The organism is Flavobacterium beibuense (assembly GCF_004151245.1).
GTDB lineage: Bacteria > Bacteroidota > Bacteroidia > Flavobacteriales > Flavobacteriaceae > Flavobacterium > Flavobacterium beibuense_A.
On sequence record NZ_JUIW01000009.1, the window covers coordinates 36,490 to 55,786 of the forward strand.

At 36.8% G+C, this 19,297-nt stretch carries 14 protein-coding genes; 10 read left to right on the forward strand and 4 right to left on the reverse strand.

The features are described 5' to 3' along the window. Nucleotides 1-217: 217 nt before the first annotated feature. From NU09_RS12830 to NU09_RS12855, 6 genes are all read left to right on the forward strand, one after another. A complete protein-coding gene (locus tag NU09_RS12830; protein WP_129751697.1) occupies nt 218-2,194 on the forward strand; it encodes a peptidylprolyl isomerase in 1,977 nt (658 codons plus the stop codon). Continuing rightward, complete coding sequence (locus NU09_RS12835) at nt 2,194-3,048, forward strand: hypothetical protein (protein ID WP_129751698.1); 855 nt, start codon at nt 2,194-2,196, stop codon at nt 3,046-3,048. Before NU09_RS12830 ends, NU09_RS12835 begins: the two co-directional genes overlap by 1 nt. Further along, on the forward strand, nt 3,032-4,444 hold the full coding sequence (locus tag NU09_RS12840; RefSeq protein WP_129751699.1) for a peptidylprolyl isomerase: 1,413 nt from the start codon (nt 3,032-3,034) through the stop codon (nt 4,442-4,444). Before NU09_RS12835 ends, NU09_RS12840 begins: the two co-directional genes overlap by 17 nt. Nucleotides 4,445-4,544: 100 nt before the next feature. Next, nucleotides 4,545-5,498: an AAA family ATPase gene (locus NU09_RS12845; protein WP_129751700.1), complete on the forward strand. Its 954-nt coding sequence runs from the start codon at nt 4,545-4,547 to the stop codon at nt 5,496-5,498. Between the two features lie 152 nt (nt 5,499-5,650). Next, nucleotides 5,651-6,019, forward strand: a complete 369-nt coding sequence (locus NU09_RS12850; RefSeq protein ID WP_129751701.1) for a hypothetical protein — start codon at nt 5,651-5,653, stop codon at nt 6,017-6,019. A gap of 283 nt (nt 6,020-6,302) precedes the next feature. After that, the gene (locus NU09_RS12855) at nt 6,303-8,567 is read left to right on the forward strand and encodes an aconitate hydratase (RefSeq protein ID WP_129751702.1); all 2,265 of its coding nucleotides are present in this window, start codon (nt 6,303-6,305) and stop codon (nt 8,565-8,567) included. Nucleotides 8,568-8,726: 159 nt separating this feature from the next. On the opposite strand, the gene NU09_RS12860 is transcribed toward NU09_RS12855, so the two are convergent. Then, complete coding sequence (locus tag NU09_RS12860) at nt 8,727-10,175, reverse strand: glyceraldehyde-3-phosphate dehydrogenase (protein WP_129751703.1); 1,449 nt, start codon at nt 10,173-10,175, stop codon at nt 8,727-8,729. Nucleotides 10,176-10,520: 345 nt separating this feature from the next. On the opposite strand from NU09_RS12860, the gene NU09_RS12865 reads away from it, so the two are divergent. Continuing rightward, a complete protein-coding gene (locus NU09_RS12865; RefSeq protein ID WP_165357696.1) occupies nt 10,521-12,587 on the forward strand; it encodes a GEVED domain-containing protein in 2,067 nt (688 codons plus the stop codon). A 75-nt stretch (nt 12,588-12,662) separates the two neighbouring features. On the opposite strand, the gene NU09_RS12870 is transcribed toward NU09_RS12865, so the two are convergent. The 3 genes from NU09_RS12870 to NU09_RS12880 form a co-directional block, all read right to left on the reverse strand. Further along, nucleotides 12,663-14,690 (reverse strand): T9SS type A sorting domain-containing protein, encoded by a 2,028-nt coding sequence (locus NU09_RS12870; protein ID WP_129751705.1) that lies wholly within the window; start codon nt 14,688-14,690, stop codon nt 12,663-12,665. Nucleotides 14,691-14,785: 95 nt separating this feature from the next. Continuing rightward, entirely contained in the window at nt 14,786-15,151 is a 366-nt protein-coding gene (locus NU09_RS12875; RefSeq protein WP_129751706.1) for a hypothetical protein, read from the reverse strand. 129 nt (nt 15,152-15,280) lie between these two features. Next, nucleotides 15,281-16,663, reverse strand: a complete 1,383-nt coding sequence (locus tag NU09_RS12880) for a trypsin-like peptidase domain-containing protein (protein ID WP_129751707.1) — start codon at nt 16,661-16,663, stop codon at nt 15,281-15,283. Between the two features lie 115 nt (nt 16,664-16,778). On the opposite strand from NU09_RS12880, the gene dapF reads away from it, so the two are divergent. Genes dapF through mltG form a run of 3 tightly spaced genes read left to right on the forward strand, consistent with a single transcriptional unit; the run spans nt 16,779 to nt 19,131 of the window. Then, a complete protein-coding gene (dapF, locus tag NU09_RS12885) occupies nt 16,779-17,561 on the forward strand; it encodes a diaminopimelate epimerase (protein WP_129751708.1) in 783 nt (260 codons plus the stop codon). Beyond that, entirely contained in the window at nt 17,555-18,088 is a 534-nt protein-coding gene (locus NU09_RS12890; RefSeq protein ID WP_129751709.1) for a GNAT family N-acetyltransferase, read from the forward strand. The genes dapF and NU09_RS12890 overlap by 7 nt, the downstream gene beginning before the upstream one ends. Nucleotides 18,089-18,093: 5 nt before the next feature. Next, nucleotides 18,094-19,131, forward strand: coding sequence for an endolytic transglycosylase MltG (gene mltG / locus NU09_RS12895; RefSeq protein WP_129751710.1), 1,038 nt, complete (start codon nt 18,094-18,096; stop codon nt 19,129-19,131). The last annotated feature ends 166 nt before the right edge of the window (nt 19,132-19,297 follow it).

Genomic DNA, 19,297 nt, shown 5'->3' on the forward strand with positions numbered 1-19,297 from the left:
TTTAGCTTAAGTTGTTTAAGTTGATTTTGATGGCAGGGCACCCCACAAGGGTGCCCTTGCTGTATTTATTAAGTATAATGTTTGCTATTAACACAAATAATGTTGTTTAATCTTTGCGAATTGTTATTTTTGTTGGTTGCAAAAAAGCAGGTAATATAATTTTTTATAATACCCTGCGTTTACTTAACCGTATTATAGCGTTACAAATAATTTGATAATGAAATTAAAAAAGGTTCTATTAGGAGTTGCTCTTTGCGCATCTTCACTTTCTTTTTCACAAAAAACACAAAAAGAAGTATTATTTACAGTTAACGACAATCCATATTATACAGACGAATTCATTAGGGTATACAAGAAAAACCTTGATTTGGTAAAAGATGATTCTCAAAAGGATCTTGATAACTATATTGATCTTTTTATAGGATATAAGTTAAAGGTAAATAAGGCTTACGAGTTAGGGCTTCAGGATAATAAAAAGTATCAGATGGAGCTTAAAAATTACCGCACTCAGCTTTCTAAAAATTACTTAATAGACAGGGAAGTTACAGATGAGTTGGTAAAAGAAGCTTATGATCGTATGCAGAAAGAAATAAAGGCATCCCATATTTTATTTCAGATAGATGAGAATGCTTTACCTGCAGACACATTAAAGCTTTATCAAAAAGTAATGGATATAAGGAAAAAGGCATTGGCAGGAGAAGATTTTGGTAAGTTAGCCTTAAAGTATTCTGAAGATTCTTCGGTTACTGAAAATAAAGGTGAGTTAGGGTACTTTTCTGCTTTAAGAATGGTTTATCCTTTTGAAACCGGAGCATACAATACTCCTAAAGGACAAATTTCTATGCCAATAAGAACCCGATTTGGTTATCACCTTATTAAAGTAGAAGATGTTAGGCCATACAGGGGAGAAGTTACAGTAGCTCATATTATGATAGCTAAGCCAAAAGATACTCTTAATGCTGCAGAGATGGCTAAAGTAAAAACCCGTGTTGAGGAGATTTACCAGAAATTAAAGCAGGGTGAAGATTTTGCAGAACTGGCAAAACAATTTTCTCAGGATGCCTATACTAATGGTAAAGGAGGAGTTTTAGATAAATTCAGTTCAGGGACTTTAGCTTCTGTAAAATTTGAGGATAAGGCTTTTTTATTAAAGAAAGCGGGAGATTATACTAAGCCTTTTGAAACAAAATTTGGATGGCATATAGTAAAACTTATTGAAAAGCATCCGCTAAAGAGCTTTGATGAAATGAAAAGCGATATTGAAGCAAGGGTAGCAAAAGACGACCGTTCTACTGTAATAGCTGCTGCTATGACAGAAAAGCTTAAAAAACAATATCCTTTAGTTACAGATAAAGCAATGTATGCTAAAGCTAAGGCAGCTGTAAACGATGATTTTTATACTGTAAAATGGATGCTTCCTAAAAGTGCTGATGCTTATAATACTACCTTGCTTACAATTAATAATGATAAAAAGTATACTGCCTGGGATTTTCTTGAATATGTAAACTCTCAGCAAAAAAGCGGTATTACTGCAAAACCGGTTTCAAGACTGGTAGAGATATTGTATGATAAATTCAGTTCAGACAAACTGAAGGCTTATTATGATGCTCACTTAGAAGAAGAGTTTCCTGACTTTGCTGCTGTTATGCAGGAGTACAGAGATGGCTTACTTCTTTTTGACTTGATGGAGAAAGAAATTTGGGAGAAAGCTAAAAACGATACTGTTGGGCTTCAAAATTATTATCACGCACATATAAAAGATTATCAGTGGGGTGACAGGGTAGATGCAGAAATATACTCTTCTACTGATAAAAGTGTTGTGGAGCAGGCAAGAAAGTATCTTAAAAAGAATAAAGATGCCGCTTACATTAAAGGTGAACTAAACACTAAGGATAAAGTTAGTGTAATAGAAAAATCGGGTGTTTTTCCTCAGGACAGCAAAGCGCTTCCTCAAATGGATAAATGGAAAACAGGAGTAAGCGACATCATTAATGAAGGTAATTACTATTATGTATTAAAAGTAAACAAAGTATTGCCTGTAACAGCTAAAACTCTTGACGAGTGCAAAGGGCGCGTTGTTAACGATTATCAGCAGTACTTAGAGAGTACCTGGATTGATAATCTTGAAAAAGAGTTTACTGTTAAGGTAAATCAGGATGTTTTTGCTAAAGTTAAAAAACAGCTTAACCAGTAATGATTAAAAAAACGGTACTGTTTTTATTTACTGTGGTGGCATTTGCTTCATGCGATTATTTTAAAAAAGAAGCCAAGCCGCATGCAGTAGCAAGGGTTAACGACTCCTATTTATATGAAGAGGAGATAAGAAACCTTGTGCCTGAAGGTACTTCTAAAGAAGACAGTTTAGCAATAGTAAAAAGCTATATAGACAGGTGGGCTACACAAAAATTACTTTATGATGCAGCCGAACTTAATCTTAGCGGAGATAAACAGGAGACTTATAACGAGTTGGTAAGGCAGTATAAAATTGACCTGTACACAAAGGGATATGTAGAAGAAATAGTTAAGCAGAGTATTGATACGGCAGTTTCTGAAGAGGAGTTAAAGACTTATTATGAAGCTAATAAGGTAAACTTCAGGACTACGGGTACTTTGGTTAAACTAAAATATATACACCTGCAAAAAGATCACCCTAAATTTGCTTCTGTAAGAGACAAATTTGTAAGTGGCAAAAAGGCAGATATTAAAGCGCTTAGTGATATAGCTATTCAGTTTAAGAGTTATGCCTTTAATGATACTACCTGGGTAGATATGAATCAGGTATACAGGAAACTACCTTTTATTACTCCCGATAACAGGGATAAATATATAAGTACGGGTGTTTCTTATCAGTACCCTGATTCTACAGATGTTTATCTGGTAAAGGTGTCGAAGGTTTTAGACAGGAATGAAATATCGCCTTTTGAATATATTAAGCCAACTTTAGAACAGCTTATAATAAACGGAAGGAAGTTTGAGTTAATTAAAAAGATCGAAAAAGATATAACGGATGATGCGATTAAAAATAGAGACTATGAAATTTATAAATAACAGGTTTGCTTTATTACTGGCTTTAAACTGTATGTTATTTGGGAGTGTTAATGCTCAGGAAATAATTAAAGAAGAAGTTGTTCAGGATACAGTTAAACCTGCGCCTAAAAAAGGCAGGTTAAAAGTAGATGGTGTTGTGGCTGTTGTAGGAGATTTTGTGGTTTTGGATTCTGATATCGATTTGATGTATAAAGAGCTTGAGGCTGAAAAGGTAAATACTAAAGATATTACACGTTGTGAACTGTTAGGAAAGCTTATGGAAGACAAACTGTATGCACACCAGGCAATACAGGATAGTATTATTGTAAGTGATGCAGAGGTTAACGAAAGAATGCAGCAGCAGATAGATTTTTTTGTTGAGCGATTAGGTTCTGCAGATAAAATGGTAGAATATTTCAAGAAAAAAGATCTGTCATCATTTAAGGATGAGCTTTTTGAGATGATAAAAAATCAGAAACTTACCGAACAGATGCAGAAAAAAGTAATTGATGAAGTAGAAATTACCCCGGAAGAAGTGAGAATATTCTTCTCTAAATTTGGAGAGGAAGACAGGCCTTTCTTTGGGGCGGAAATGGAGATAGCACAAATTGTTGTAAAACCGGTGATTTCTGAAGAAGAGAAACAAAAAGTAATAGACAGGCTTAATCAGATTAAGAAGGATGTTGAAAACGGAGACAGCTTTTATAGTAAAGCAGTATTATATTCGGAAGACCCGGGATCTAGTTCTTCAGGAGGTTTTTACAAAATGACAAGAAAGACTCCGTTTGTAAAAGAATTTAAGGATGTAGCCTTTAGCCTTGAAGAAGGGGAGATATCAGATCCGGTTGAGACTGAATTTGGTTACCACCTTATCTATGTAGAGAAAATAAGAGGACAGGAACTTGATGTAAGGCATATATTAATGAAGCCCAAAGTATCTAAGCAGGCAGAAACAGACGCTAAAAATAAAATTGAACATATACGTCAGCGTATTCTTTCAGGAGAGATATCCTTTGCCGATGCAGCAAGATCTGAGTCGGATGAAAAGGAAACAAGAAACAGCGGAGGTCTTTTAATGAATCCAAGAACTCTTGAAACACGCTTTGAGCTGACTAACCTGCCATCTGAAATCTACACGAAAGTGTATGAACTTAAAGATGGGGAGATAACTGAACCTTTTAGGGAAAATGACCCAAGAGCAGGTATTTCATATAAAATCATGTCAGTTGCTAACCGTTATCCGGAACATAAGGCAAGCTACTCTGATGATTACCTTAAAATTAAAGATCTTGCCCTGAAAGAAAAGCAGATTCTTGAAATTAAAAAATGGTCGGAAGAAAAGATAAAAGAAACCTATGTTAAAATTGCAGAGGAGTATCAAAGCTGCCAGTTTACTAATAACTGGATGAAAAAATAATCATAAGGTATTTCCTGTATTTTTAGGTTAGCACTAAAAATATTTTTAAGTTTGGAGTTACGGATTGTCCCTAATTAAAACTTTAATCCATTAACCATTTATGTCAGACGTAGCAGCGATACAGGATTTAGTGCAGAAACAAGCGGCACTGAAAAAAGAAATTGCAAAAATAATTGTAGGTCAGGAAGAAGTAGTAAATCAAATTGTACTTAGCATTTTTGCCGGAGGACATGCGCTTCTTGTAGGAGTACCAGGGCTGGCTAAAACATTAATGGTTAATACAATTTCTCAGGCATTAGGGCTTGATTTTAAACGTATACAGTTTACACCCGATTTGATGCCTTCTGATATATTAGGTAGTGAGATACTCGATGAGAACAGACAGTTTAAGTTTATAAAGGGACCTGTCTTCTCTAATATTATTTTAGCGGATGAGATAAACCGTACACCACCTAAAACACAGGCAGCGCTACTGGAAGCAATGCAGGAAAAGGCAGTTACTATTGCCGGGCACCATCATAAACTTTCGCTTCCTTATTTTGTACTTGCTACACAAAACCCTATTGAGCAGGAGGGAACTTATCCTCTTCCTGAAGCGCAGTTGGACCGTTTTATGTTTGCAATAAAGCTAGACTATCCTACTTTTGAAGAGGAGGTTCAGGTGGTGAAAAGTACAACTGCAGATACTACACAAACAATAAACCCTTTATTTACGGCTAATGAAATATTAGAGTTTCAGCATCTTATCAGGAGAATTCCTGTTGCTGATAATGTAATTGAATATGCAGTTAAACTGGTAAGTAAAACAAGGCCGGATAATGTGTATGCTGATGATTATGTTAAAAACTATCTGGATTGGGGTGCAGGGCCAAGGGCTTCTCAAAATCTTATTTTGGCAGCAAAAACACATTCTGCACTAAACGGTAAATATTCACCGGATATTGAAGATGTTCAGGCAGTTGCTACAGGAATATTAAGGCATAGGATTATAAAGAATTATAAGGCTGACGCCGAAGGGATTACCGAAGAAATGATAATTAAAAAGCTGTTTTAAACAGCTTTTTTTATTTATGACTTGTTTTTGTGAGAAATTCTTTAAACTCACTCAATTGTTATTAAATTGTTAATAAAAAGTGAATACTTTTTAACAATGTTCAGGTAAAAGTTTCGTTTTATATTATATATTTACACTGCATCTGTATAAATATGAAAAAATTACTTGAAACAATCCCTGAGTTCTATTATATAGGACTGGGAGCCTTTACGATTATTAATGATTATTATACAAACGGGTATAATAATTATTTAGCTCTCTTAATTACCTGGTTAATTTTCCTACAGGTTTTCTACAAACATAAATTGTTAGGACTTTTATATGGTAATGTGCTGACTTTATTTTCGGTTTATATGCTGTTGAATGCGTTTTCTGGTTATAGGGAATCAGGTTCTTCCACACAGCTTATTTTTAATGTTATTGTATTTGGAGCAGGCTTTTTAATGGCTGTCGCAATGGTTTATAAATATGCCGTTGCAGAATCCAGATATAATGAGAACGAGCTTACCATAACTTATTAATTAAGTTTAATTTAAATGATATAAAAGCTATTTCTGTATATCAGGAATGGCTTTTTTTTATTTTATAAGGTGCTTTTTTTTCAAATTAGCAATATAGAGTGAAAAAATTAAGAATTCCTAAATATTTGGGTTAACTTCTTAATTTTATTGTGATATCTGTATTATAATAGAATGTTTATAAATAATTATTCTCAGAAATTAAAGAATCAATAAAAATTTTTTAATTGATAGAAGAATCAGTAAATTTACACACTTTTTACAAACGAACATTAATATACTTATTATGGCTTTTGATATTGAAATGATCAAAAAGGTGTATGAGAACATGGCAGAGCGTGTTGATAAAGCGCGTGAGCTTGTAGGTCGTCCTCTTACACTTTCTGAAAAGATTTTATATTCCCACCTGTGGGAAGGTGTGCCTTCACAGGCTTTTACAAGAGGTAAAGACTATGTGGATTTTGCTCCGGACAGGGTAGCTTGTCAGGATGCTACAGCTCAAATGGCTTTATTACAGTTTATGCATGCAGGAAAAAGTAAAGTTGCTGTTCCTACTACTGTACACTGTGATCACCTTATCCAGGCAAAAATTGATGCAAAAACCGACTTAAAACGTGCTAAAGAGCAAAGTAATGAGGTTTTTGATTTCCTTTCTTCTATCTCAAACAAATATGGTATTGGTTTCTGGAAACCGGGTGCAGGTATTATTCACCAGGTAGTTTTAGAAAACTATGCTTTCCCAGGAGGTATGATGATTGGTACTGACTCTCACACGGTAAATGCAGGTGGTTTAGGTATGCTTGCAATTGGTGTGGGTGGTGCTGATGCCGTAGATGTAATGTCAGGTATGGCATGGGAGCTTAAATTCCCTAAATTAATTGGTGTTAAGTTAACCGGTAAATTATCAGGTTGGACTGCACCTAAAGACGTAATCCTTAAAGTTGCCGGAATCCTTACTGTAAAAGGTGGTACCGGTGCTGTAATAGAATATTTTGGTGAAGGTGCAAAAGCAATGTCTTGTACTGGTAAAGGTACTATCTGTAACATGGGTGCAGAGGTAGGTGCTACTACTTCTACATTTGGTTATGATGAGTCTATGGACCGTTACCTAAGAGCTACAAACAGAGCTGATGTTGCTGACGCAGCTAAATCTGTTGCTAAATACCTTACTGCTGATGATGAGGTTTATGCTAACCCGGAGCAGTACTTTGATCAGGTAATTGAAATTAACCTTTCGGAGCTTGAGCCACACTTAAATGGTCCTTTCACTCCGGATTTAGCTACTCCTATCTCTAAAATGAGAGAAGAGGCTGTTAAGAATGACTGGCCTTTACAGGTGCAGGTAGGACTTATCGGTTCATGTACTAACTCTTCTTACGAAGATATTTCACGTTCTGCTTCTCTTGCAAAACAGGTTGCTGATAAAAAGCTTAAGACTAAAGCTAAATTCACGATCACTCCTGGTTCTGAAGTGGTACGTTATACTATAGAACGCGATGGTTTTATCGATACTTTTGATAAGATTGGTGCTACAGTATTTGCTAATGCCTGCGGACCATGTATTGGTATGTGGGATCGTGAAGGTGCTGAAAAAGAAGAAAGAAATACTATCGTTCACTCGTTTAACAGAAACTTCTCTAAACGTGCCGATGGTAACCCTAATACATTAGCTTTCGTTGGATCTCCTGAGCTTGTAACAGCTCTTGCTATTGCAGGTGATTTAGGATTTAACCCGCTTACTGATAAACTTATCAATGAGGATGGTGAAGAAGTAATGCTTGACGAGCCAACAGGAAACGAACTTCCTCCAAAAGGATTTGATGCTGAAGATCCTGGGTATCAGGCTCCGGCAGTAGACGGTTCTAAAGTTCAGGTTGTTGTTAGTCCTGAGTCTGAGCGTCTTCAGCTTTTAGCTCCTTTCACTCCTTGGGATGGTGAGAATATTATAGGTGCAAAACTGCTTATTAAAGCGTTTGGAAAATGTACTACAGATCACATCTCTATGGCTGGTCCTTGGTTACGTTTCCGTGGTCACCTTGATAATATTTCTAACAACATGTTAATTGGTGCTGTAAACGCTTTCAATATGAAAACAAATTCAGTGAAAAACGAATTAACAGGTGAGTATGATGCAGTTCCTGCTGTACAACGTGATTACAAAGCTGCAGGTGTTCCTTCTGTTGTTGTGGGTGACCATAACTACGGTGAAGGTTCTTCTCGTGAGCATGCTGCAATGGAGCCAAGACACCTTGGTGTAAGAGCAGTACTTGTAAAATCGTTTGCACGTATTCACGAAACAAACCTTAAAAAACAAGGTATGCTTGCGTTAACTTTTGCTAACGAAGCAGATTATGATAAAATCCAGGAGGGTGATACTTTCAACTTTGTTGACCTTAAAGAGTTTGCTCCTAACAAGCAACTTACTTTAGAAGTTATTCACAAAGATGGATCTAAAGATGTAATCATGGCTAACCACTCATACAACGAAGGTCAAATTGGCTGGTTTGTAGCTGGTTCTGCTCTAAACCTTATCGCTGCGGCTAACGCATAATTAAGGTAAAGAAATAGTAATAATAGAAACTCCCGGCTTGTCCGGGAGTTTTTTTATGCTTTCTGGTTTTGTTATAACTATTGATTCATAAAAGGCATAAAAAAAACCGGCCTTTTGGGCCGGCTTTTCCAGTTGCGTTTCCGCAGCTGTCCGCATCTATTAATAATAAGTGTACCTCCTTACTTTGGCGATGTATTTAGCCAGGCGTATTACCTGGTGGCTGTAACCGTATTCGTTATCATACCATACATATAATACAATGTTCTTACCATCTGCAGAAACGATTGTAGCGTTGCTGTCATAAATTGAAGGAGCAGATGTTCCAACAATATCAGACGATACAAGTTCATTGTTTAAAGAATATTTAATTTGCTCTACAAGTTCACCTTCAAGAGCGTAATGTTTCATGATGTTGTTTATTTCCTCAACAGAAGTTTCTTTGTTTACTTCAAGGTTAAGTACTACAAGTGATCCGTTTGGAACCGGTACACGAATAGCGTTTGAAGTAAGTTTACCTGCTAATGAAGGAAGTGCTTTTGCAACTGCACTGCCTGCACCTGTTTCTGTAATAACCATATTAAGGGCAGCAGCTCTGCCACGACGGTATTTCTTGTGCATGTTATCCACAAGATTTTGGTCGTTAGTGTAAGCGTGAATAGTTTCTAAGTGGCCTTTTACTACTCCTAAAGTATCTTCTACGGCTTTTAGGATAGGGGTAATGGCATTAGTTGTACAAGAAGCCGCAGAATAAATATCTACTTCTTCAGGATTATATTCATTATGGTTTACACCGTAAACAATGTTTGGTACACCTTTACCGGGAGCTGTTAATAAAACTTTCTCAACACCGTTAGACGATAAGTGACGTCTTAAAGCCTCCTCGTTAGTAAATGCTCCGGTATTGTCTATTAAAAGGGCGTTTTCAATTCCGTATTTAGTGTAATCAATATCTTCAGGAGCGTTTGCAGTTATCATGTGAACGGTAGTTCCGTTAATGATAAGTGCGTTGTTTTCTGCGTCAGCTGTAACAGATCCCTGGAAATCTCCGTGGATAGAGTCGCATCTTAAAAGAGATGCTCTTTTCTCTAAAAGAACAGCGTCATTTTTATCGCGGGTAACAATAGCTCTTAAACGTAGCTGGTTACCTTTGCCTATTTTAGACATCATTTCGCGGGCAAGTAAACGTCCTATGCGTCCAAAACCATAAAGAACAACATCTTTAGGTTGTATGTTTTTACTTTGTCTGGCGTCTTTTAACTTGTCTACAACAAAAGCTGTAGCGTCGTTGTATTTGTCATCTTCAAGGTGGTACTCATAAGTAAGCTTACCTATGTCAATACGCGATGGTGGTAAATCCAATGACTGTATTGCACGCGCTATCTCTACCGAATCAAAAACATTTATTGGTTTCTGTACAAACTCACCAGCATATTCATGCAGGTTAATGATATCGCTAACGTTTCTGTCGATAAGTTGATTTCTGAATAAAACAAGCTCAATCGACTTGTCGTACCACAGGTCGCTAACGATTTTAATGAATTCTACACCTGCCCTGCGTCTGTCAGCCTGGAAGGAGAGTTCCTTTTCATATAAAACATTATTGTTCATGAAGATAGAAAATATTTAGTGTGTTATTTGTTTGCAAAAATATATATTTCAAACGTTTTCGTAAAAATTTTTTTCAATGTTTTTTACTTATTTTTAAAATATCACTAATGAAGTTAAAACAATGATGATAATTAAATATATAATAGAGGAGTGTAAACTATTGTTATAGAATTCCTGTGTTTTGATGTTTTTGTGTTAAGGTAAAGTTATGTGTTGTGAAATTTTTATTGATTTTTTCTCTTAATATGTAATCTGAATACTTTAACTGTTTTAAAATGAGTGTTTTATAGTGTTTTTTGTTAAAAAAAATATTAACTTTAACGCTTAATGCTAAAAAAAGATATTATGAAAACACGCCTACCTTTATTTTTGTATGGCTTTTTATTTGTGCTGTTAACGTTCTTTTCTCAAAAGACTTATGCACAAATCAATTACTACGAAGGTTTTGAAAATTTTGATTACGAATGGAGTGATTCAGATTTTGATTACGACTGGTTTCCCTGTTCAGGAGGATATTCATGGACAGGTAATTTTTATGTTTATGACGGTGAGGATGTCTATACGGCAGAGACTATTTCGCCTTCTGTAGGAACATCCACCGGGGGAGAAACTACATTGACATATAGCTATAGCCTGCTTGACTGGGATACAGAAGAGGCTATGCCAAACTCTCCTTCATGGGGTAATTTTACTGTACAGTATAGTTCTTCTGCAACAGGACCATGGACATTATTGGAAACAGTATCTCCGTCCAATCACGTTGTATCTGATGACTGTGCACAAAGAACAGTGACTTTTACTCCGCCTGCAGGAGAAGTTTATTTAAGGTTTTTTGCTACACCGGGTCCTGTGCCGGGTCCTGATGGTTTTATAGATGTGCTTCTTAATATTGATGAAGTGTTTGTTGTAGAAAGCTTAGGAGACTGTATAGGTACACCTGCTGCCTCAAATACGGTTTCATCTACGGTATTTGCATGTAATACAGAAACTATTAATTTATCCTTATCGGATGAGTACAATTATTCAGGTTTAAGCTTTCAGTGGCAATCTTCTGATGACGGAGTAGAATATACTGATGTTGCCACCGGAGGGGAAGCAAAGACATATAGTACAACACAAACGGCTAACACATGGTATCAGGCTGTTGTAACTTGTAATGCAAGTGGAGAGTCGGTTACCAGTACACCTATTGAAGTGGTTTCGAGTGGACTTGCCTGTAATTGTGATATTGACTTTGACGGAGCTGTTGAGCCGATAACACTAGTAAATTTTGCAGGTATTAACAATGTTACCTCTGCAGAAGTGGACGGAACTCCGGGAGTAGAAAATTTTGCTTCCCTTACGCCGGGAGAAGTAGTGCCTGGGCAAACTTATACCATTATCTTAGAGGGTAATACCGATGGTGATTATGAAAATTATTTTACTGTATTTATTGACTTTAACCAAAATGGTGATTTTGGTGATGAAGGGGAAAGCTTTGAAGCCGGTTTTGTTTCAGATTCAGATGGTGAGGATGGCCAGCAGGCAACAGCTTCTATAACTATTCCGGTTGACGCCATGACGGGTGTTACCTATATGAGGGTTCTTAAATTATTTGATGCTTATGCTGATGACCCATGTTCAAGTGATGCAGGAGAAGGGTATGGACAGGCAGAGGATTATCTTTTAAATATATTATGTGAAACTCAGGCACCTGACGCAGATGCTAATCAGACATTATGCTCAGGCTCTGTAGTTGCAGATTTAATGGCTGAAGGAGATGTTGTTATTTGGTATAATGATGAAGAAGGGGGAGAGGCACTAGCCGATACCGATGTTCTTGCGGAAGGTATTTATTATGCGGCACAAATGCCTGATGGCGGTTGCGAAAGTGCGTTAAGAACAGCTGTAGCTGTTACGTTAACTGTTGTTCCGCCACCTACAGGTGATGCAGAACAGGAATTTGATAATGATCCGGATATGCTGGATTATCCTACTGTAAGCGAAATTGAAGTGGAAATTCTGGAAGGTGCTACTGTAAACTGGTACGAATCTGAAGAGGATGCTTTAGCAGGAGAAAATGCTCTTTCGGGAGATACACAAATTATGGCTGATGGTACTTATTATATAACACAAACTATAGATGGGTGTGAGAGTGTTCCGTTCATGGTAGGTGTATTGTTAGGAAATGAAGATTTTGCGTTTGGCTCTTTTAAATATTATCCAAACCCTGTAGATAATATGTTATACATGTCTTACACCAGTACTATAACGAATATTGAAGTTTACAATTTGGTTGGACAGCAGATTATAGCGAAAAATTATGCTGTAAATGATGTTCAGTTAGATATGTCAGGCTTATCAGCCGGTACTTATTTGGTTAAGGTTATTACGGGTGATGCTACGAAAACTATAAAAATTGCTAAAAAGTAAAAAGAAAATTAATTATTGTTAAGGGAAAAAAGGGACGCTTATGCGTCCCTTTTTGTTTTTTAAGTATATCTATTGTTACTGTTTAATAAACTTAAAGGACTTGTCTTTTCCTTCGCTGTTTATTTTTATAATATAAATACCCTGGCTAAATGCAGATGTGTTTATTCCTGTATTGTTGTTTAGGCTGGTATTTCCGTTAGCCACAACCTGTCCAAGATTGTTGTAAATTGTATAAGATACATTGCCTGTAAGCTTCGAGCTTATATATAAAGCATCATTAACCGGATTAGGATAAATGGACAGTCCTTGTAGAGTATATTCATCAATGCCCATTTCAACAGGCTTACTAAAGCTTACTTTATCGCCAAAACCATAATCACCGTTGGTAACAAGAGTTGTATTGTCATCTGTAATAAGACTGTAATAACCATCGCCTGAGAAGCAACAGATGCCATCACCAAATTCATCTTTTATAGTGAAGGTGTAACATTCATTGCTTTCAACTTCAAAAACTTCTGTAATTAATGGAGGCATTGCCTCTTCTTCATCTTCATAAGGACCACCCGAATATAAAATCTCCCCTGTACTGTTTTTAAAGCTCCAGGTAACTTCGCTTCCCCATGCATCATTTTGCAGGTTAAGCGTTATTGTTTCAGTGTCATAAATAAAGCCCTCTGCATAAGCAAAACTTCTTTGTTTAGCATCATTAAATTCGTAGTTGTCGGTAATACTGTTTACGCTTATTATATCGGCATAAAAAATGTGGTCACCGGCAGAAGCCGTTAGATTACTAATAATAATTGTTTCAAAAGCATTAGTTTCAAGGCTTCCGCTCCAGTTGTATATTTGTGTGTCACCATTATCAATTCTGTAGTTAATTACAGCCTGAGTTATGGTCTCACTGCCAATATTGGTTAGTGTTAGCTGAGTGTTGAAATTTTGAGAACAACCGGTGTCGATATCCTCAATAAATAATGAACCGTCATATTCTACACCTTCAGGAGCGATACAGCCGTTTGAGTTGGCAAGAGACATCCTTCTCGGAGAGTTTTCAAGCACTGTCATTACTCTTTCTTTCTGGTCGTTGGTAAAAATGTTTTTACATTCGTCCAGTGTATAGTCCATATGATTTTCTATCATATCAACCTTAGTGTCTTCAGTACAGGTGTCAGCTTCATTACAGGAAAAATGAAGACCTACAACAGGAGGAGTATCATCGCAATAATCAGTTGCAAAACAACTATTGTCGTCACCCCAAATATGGCGAAGCCCAAAGAAATGTCCTATTTCATGCGAAGCACTTCGGCCTTTGTCACGACCAAAGGAATAGGTTCCTTCAGGGTAGATATCTTCAGATCCTATACCATAGTAAGCAAGTACCACGCCGTCAATTTCTGCAGTTCCTTCTGAACCTGCCAAGCCAGGTAAGCCTGATGCCTGAGGGAAATAGGCATAACCGCCTACACCTTCCATTTCTCCGCCCATTTTACATACCCATATGTTAAGGTATCTTTCAGGGTCCCATTGGGTTTCAGCTTTAAGTATACCATCAATAGCTTCAAAGGAATTCCAGCTGGACCTGCCTAAATCAATATGTTCTATACCTGATGTAGGGCTGCCGCCCGGGTCTCTTTGTGCCAGACAGAATTCTATCTCAAGGTCAGCTCCGTCAGGATGGTCGTTAAAGCCGGGAGTACCTGCCAGTCTTCTGAAATCCTCATTTAATACCTGTATCTGAGAAATGGCCTGTTCATCGGTAATGTTTTCATCAACCCCTATCGGGTCGCCATTATGAATAATGTGTATCACTACAGGTATGGTAATGACTTCGTTAGTGGTTTTTAACTGAAACCTGTTTTTTCTTTCTTCAATTTTAGCAGCCATCCAGTTTTCAAATTCCTGTATGGTTTGCCTTTCCGGATATTTTGCATCCAGATAGCTGTCATATTCTGTACTGACACATGGGGTATACCCATTATTGTCGGCGGGAAGGGTTTTCCCAAAATATGCAATCTGCTTTTCTTTTTTTGAATGTTGTGCAGTAGCTTGAGTAAAGCAAAACATTGTAGTAAGAAATGATAACAAAGTAATTGTACGTTTCATATAATAGTCTGTATAGTAGTTGTACAGACAAAAATAGCAGAAGTATACTTTACTTTTTGATAATCATTGCTTTTTTGTGTTAAAATAGGTAGGGATTAAAAATTATGACGGGTAATTTTTTTTGATTTATTAGAGGAAATAAAACCCACTGCTGCATACAACAATGAAGCAATAAAAAAAGCATAAGGTACAGTATGGACTCCTTCAAGGTGAATGATGTATGAAATTAGCAGCAGGGCAGGAGTCTCTATATAATAACAGGCGGTACGGGCTTCTTTTGGTTTTACCCTAAGTTTTCTCCAAAACAGATTAAGAAGCATGACTAATAACCCCAAAGAAATTAATATTACTGCAGGGAAATATATTGTTTTGGCAAGCTGATCAAAACCTTTTAATAATAGTATTACCGAAGTAAGTATGTGAAGTAATATTTCCAGTCTCCTGATAACTTTTTTCTTCATTAGTATAGTTTGCGCCAAAATTACCTCAGGAAGTATTTATTTTAGGTTACGGCAGTGTTGTGTTTAGATGAATAAAAAAAGCCCCTGCAAAATGCAGAGGCCCAACAACGTTATAAATAAGGGATCAATTTAAATTAGGAATCGTACAATTTCCCCGTTTTGGGTAACCATTTCAACACGAAGCCTTTGATTAGGCTTTCTGTTACTAAGTAGTTTAGAAACCGTATCCACATCTTTAGCCTTAACGTTACCTATGCTAAGTATAATACCATCTTTTAATTCGTCATAATATGGCATCAGACTTTCATCATTAATCTCGGTAACCTTAACACCAAAATTGATATTGAATTTCTTTTTGTCGCTACTGGTTACGTCTTGTAGTTCGAGACCATTATATTTAAAGGTGTTTATCTCGTTTTTATATAATTTAACCGGTAAATTAACCAGTTCTCCGTCACGATGTACACCTACTTTAACCACATCATTAGGTCTTTTGGTTGCAATTGCGTTATTTAGGTCGGCAAAGCTATTAATGGTCCTGCCATCGATATCAACAATAATATCTCCTTTTTTAAGGCCTGCTTTTTCGGCTCCCGATCCTTTTACAATATCATTAATATAGAATCCTTGTGTTTCGCTTACGCCTAATTCTTTTGAGGCATAGCTGTTTAGTTCGCTGCCTTTTACACCAAGTACACCACGTTGTACGTTACCATACTCCATAATGTCTTCAATAATTTTTCTTGTAATGTTTGAAGGTACAGCAAACGAATATCCTACATAAGAACCGGTCATAGAAGTAATCATAGTATTAATACCAATTAGTTCACCTCTTATGTTTACCAGTGCACCTCCGCTGTTACCAGGGTTTACAGCTGCATCTGTCTGAATAAATGACTGAATGCCGTCGTTACTCAGGTTACGTGCCTTAGCTGATACAATACCGGCAGTAACCGTAGAGTTTAGGTTATAGGGGTTGCCTACTGCAAGTACCCATTCGCCTACTTTAATATCGTCTGAATTACCAAATGTGGCATACGGAAGTTTCTCATCTGTCTCTATCTTAAGTAAGGCAATATCCATGTTAGAGTCGGTACCCACTAATTTGGCCTTGTACGACTTGTTATTGTTTAAGGTAACTTCTAGCTCGCTGGCATTTTGTACAACGTGATTATTGGTTACTATATATCCGTCTTCGGTAATAATTACACCCGATCCCGTACCTACCTGAGGTTGCGGTTCGCTCTGGCCATAGCCAAAGAAAAAGTTATTCGGGACAGATCTGTATGAAACATTTGTTACGTGAACAACCGCATGTACAGCCTTATCGGCAGCGGCTGTAAAATCTCCCGTTTCGGGAAGGTAGCTTACATTTTTAGCGTAAACAGCTTGTGAAGGAGCTACGGATAATGACGATGCGTTTGCATTGTCATCAAAAACCAGTTTATAAGCTCCTAAGGTAGTGGCGCCACTTAAGAGAGCCACAAGGAATAAACCTGAAATTCTTTTCATAATCCTCAACAGTTTTTAAAATTTTAATGGTAAAAAGTTATAAAATAATATAAGCGATAGCGTTCATTTCCAGTTGTCGTTAATATTCGTACTTTTGCCTAAATACCTGTATAAAATGCAATACACCTTTTACAAATACCAGGGTACGGGAAACGATTTTGTGATGATCGATAACCGCAAGGATATATTTCCCAAAAATGATACCAAACTTGTTGCACAGCTGTGTGACCGAAAATTTGGCATTGGTGCTGATGGGCTAATACTATTAGAAAACGATAATAATGCCGATTTTCGTATGGTATATTATAATTCTGACGGGAATGAAAGTTCAATGTGCGGTAATGGAGGCAGATGCCTCGTGGCTTTTGCCAAGATGCTTGGTGTAATTGATGATGAAACTAACTTTATAGCTACCGATGGTCCACATTATGCAACCGTGGATGATGAAGGTATTGTTTCACTGCAAATGAAGGATGTAAACAGCGTATCGGTATATGAGCATTATGTTTTTCTTGATACAGGTTCTCCTCACCATGTTGAGATAGTGGAAGAACTTGATAAATTTAATGTAAAAGGTATAGGCGCTTCTATACGTTATAGTGATTTATATGGCGAGAAAGGTTCTAATATCAATTTTGTGAGCCCTGAAGAAGAAGATACTTTTGCCGTACGTACTTATGAGCGTGGTGTAGAAGATGAAACCCTTTCCTGTGGCACGGGAGTTACTGCTGTGGCCATAGCAATGAAAGTTTTGGGGAAAACCCATGCTAATGAAGTAAGGCTAAATACACAGGGAGGTGAACTTAAGGTTTCGTTTAAGCAAAATGATAAACGATTTACAGATGTATTTTTAACCGGTCCGGCAACGTTTGTGTTTAAAGGCGAGGTAGAATGGTAACACTACAGGGAAATACTATATTTTTAAGAGCTCTTGAACCGGAGGATCTTGAGTTTATATATAGTATTGAAAATAATGAGGAAATTTGGGAAATAAGCAATACCCAAACACCTTACAGCCGTTTTCTAATCCGTCAGTATCTTGAAAATGCACATCAGGATATTTATGAGGCAAAACAACTAAGACTTGCCATTTGTGAAAAAGATGGTTTTACTGCCTTAGGATTAATTGATCTTTTTGACTTTGATCCTGTAAACCAAAGGGCAGGAATAGGCATAATAATCCGTAATGAGGAGCACAGAAACAAAGGTGTTGGGAAAGAAGCTTTAGGGCTTTTAATTGACTATGCATTCCAGAGATTGCAGCTTCATCAGCTTTATGCAAATATTGATACAGGCAACGTAGCAAGTATCACACTTTTTACTAATTTTGGCTTCGAGCAAATAGGGGTTAAAAAAGACTGGAACAGAGTTGATAACCAGTATAAAGACGAAGCCCTGTATCAGTTAATACACAAACAAAAATAAGCAAATTGAAACTTAGAAAAATTATAGGGATATTTTCTCTAGTGGTTATTACCGCAGCCAGTATATATGGCTATAAAATTTATAAAGATATTTTTTCTCCTAATACAGCATTTGCTGATAGTAAAGTAGCTATCTACATACCTACCGGTTCTTTGTATGCCGATGTAGAGCAGATTGTAAAGCCCTATGTTGAAAACATGGATCGTTTTAGGATGGTAGCTGAAAAGAAGTCGTATGTAAGGAATGTAAAGGCGGGTAAATTTGTGTTTAAAAAAGGCATGAACAGTAATGATATTATTAACTCTCTCAGACAACCTGTTCCAGTCAATCTTTCATTTAATAATCAGGAAACATTTCCTAAGACTATTGGAAGAATAGCAGAGCAGATTGAGCCGGACAGTCTTGCATTATATACCGCCTTTACTGACAAACAATTTATGGAAGAAAACGGGTTTAATGAGGATAATATACTGAGCATATTTATACCTAATACCTACGAGTTCTTTTGGGATGTTAGCCCTAATAAGTTCCGTGAAAGAATGGCTAAAGAATACAGGAAGTTTTGGAATGAGGAAAGAGTTGTAAAAGCTGAGGCTTTGGGCTTAACTCCGCTACAGGTAATGGCACTTGCTTCTATTGTCCACAAAGAAACCGTTAAGGCAGACGAAAGACCAAGAGTGGCCGGTGTATACCTTAACAGGATTAAAAAGGGTATGAAGCTGGAAGCCGACCCAACTGTTATTTATGCTGTTAAAAAGCAATCAGGCGATTATGACCAGGTAATTAAAAGGGTGTATTTTAAACACCTTGAAGTAGATTCTCCTTACAACACCTACATGTATGAAGGAATTCCTCCGGGGCCAATAGCTATGCCCGATATTTCTGCTATAGATGCGGTATTAAATCCGGAACAGCATAATTACATTTACTTTTGTGCCAGTGTAACTAACTTTGGTTATCATGAGTTTGCAGTTACCGCTGCACAGCATGCCGTAAACAGACAAAAATATGTTGCCTGGGTAAACAAAATGGGAATAAAATAGTTAAGAAATTGACCTTTTAAAATATAAAACCCCGAAAATGTTCAAACGTTTTCGGGGTTAATTTTTAGTTAAAACACAGATATGAACACTTGATGTTGACAAAATTTTAAGTTTCAGGGAGAGCCCTTTGTTTACAGTGTTTACAGAAAATTCTTTGGTTTTTTGA

Coding starts and splice junctions, on each gene's coding strand:
- NU09_RS12865 (WP_165357696.1), top strand. CDS start 10,521: ATGAAAACACGCCTACCTTTATTTTTGTATGGCTTTTTATTTGTGCTG.
- NU09_RS12840 (WP_129751699.1), top strand. CDS start 3,032: ATGAAATTTATAAATAACAGGTTTGCTTTATTACTGGCTTTAAACTGT.
- NU09_RS12835 (WP_129751698.1), top strand. CDS start 2,194: ATGATTAAAAAAACGGTACTGTTTTTATTTACTGTGGTGGCATTTGCT.
- NU09_RS12830 (WP_129751697.1), top strand. CDS start 218: ATGAAATTAAAAAAGGTTCTATTAGGAGTTGCTCTTTGCGCATCTTCA.
- NU09_RS12890 (WP_129751709.1), top strand. CDS start 17,555: ATGGTAACACTACAGGGAAATACTATATTTTTAAGAGCTCTTGAACCG.
- NU09_RS12850 (WP_129751701.1), top strand. CDS start 5,651: ATGAAAAAATTACTTGAAACAATCCCTGAGTTCTATTATATAGGACTG.
- dapF (WP_129751708.1), top strand. CDS start 16,779: ATGCAATACACCTTTTACAAATACCAGGGTACGGGAAACGATTTTGTG.
- NU09_RS12845 (WP_129751700.1), top strand. CDS start 4,545: ATGTCAGACGTAGCAGCGATACAGGATTTAGTGCAGAAACAAGCGGCA.
- NU09_RS12855 (WP_129751702.1), top strand. CDS start 6,303: ATGGCTTTTGATATTGAAATGATCAAAAAGGTGTATGAGAACATGGCA.
- NU09_RS12860 (WP_129751703.1), bottom strand. CDS start 10,175: ATGAACAATAATGTTTTATATGAAAAGGAACTCTCCTTCCAGGCTGAC.
- NU09_RS12870 (WP_129751705.1), bottom strand. CDS start 14,690: ATGAAACGTACAATTACTTTGTTATCATTTCTTACTACAATGTTTTGC.
- NU09_RS12875 (WP_129751706.1), bottom strand. CDS start 15,151: ATGAAGAAAAAAGTTATCAGGAGACTGGAAATATTACTTCACATACTT.
- NU09_RS12880 (WP_129751707.1), bottom strand. CDS start 16,663: ATGAAAAGAATTTCAGGTTTATTCCTTGTGGCTCTCTTAAGTGGCGCC.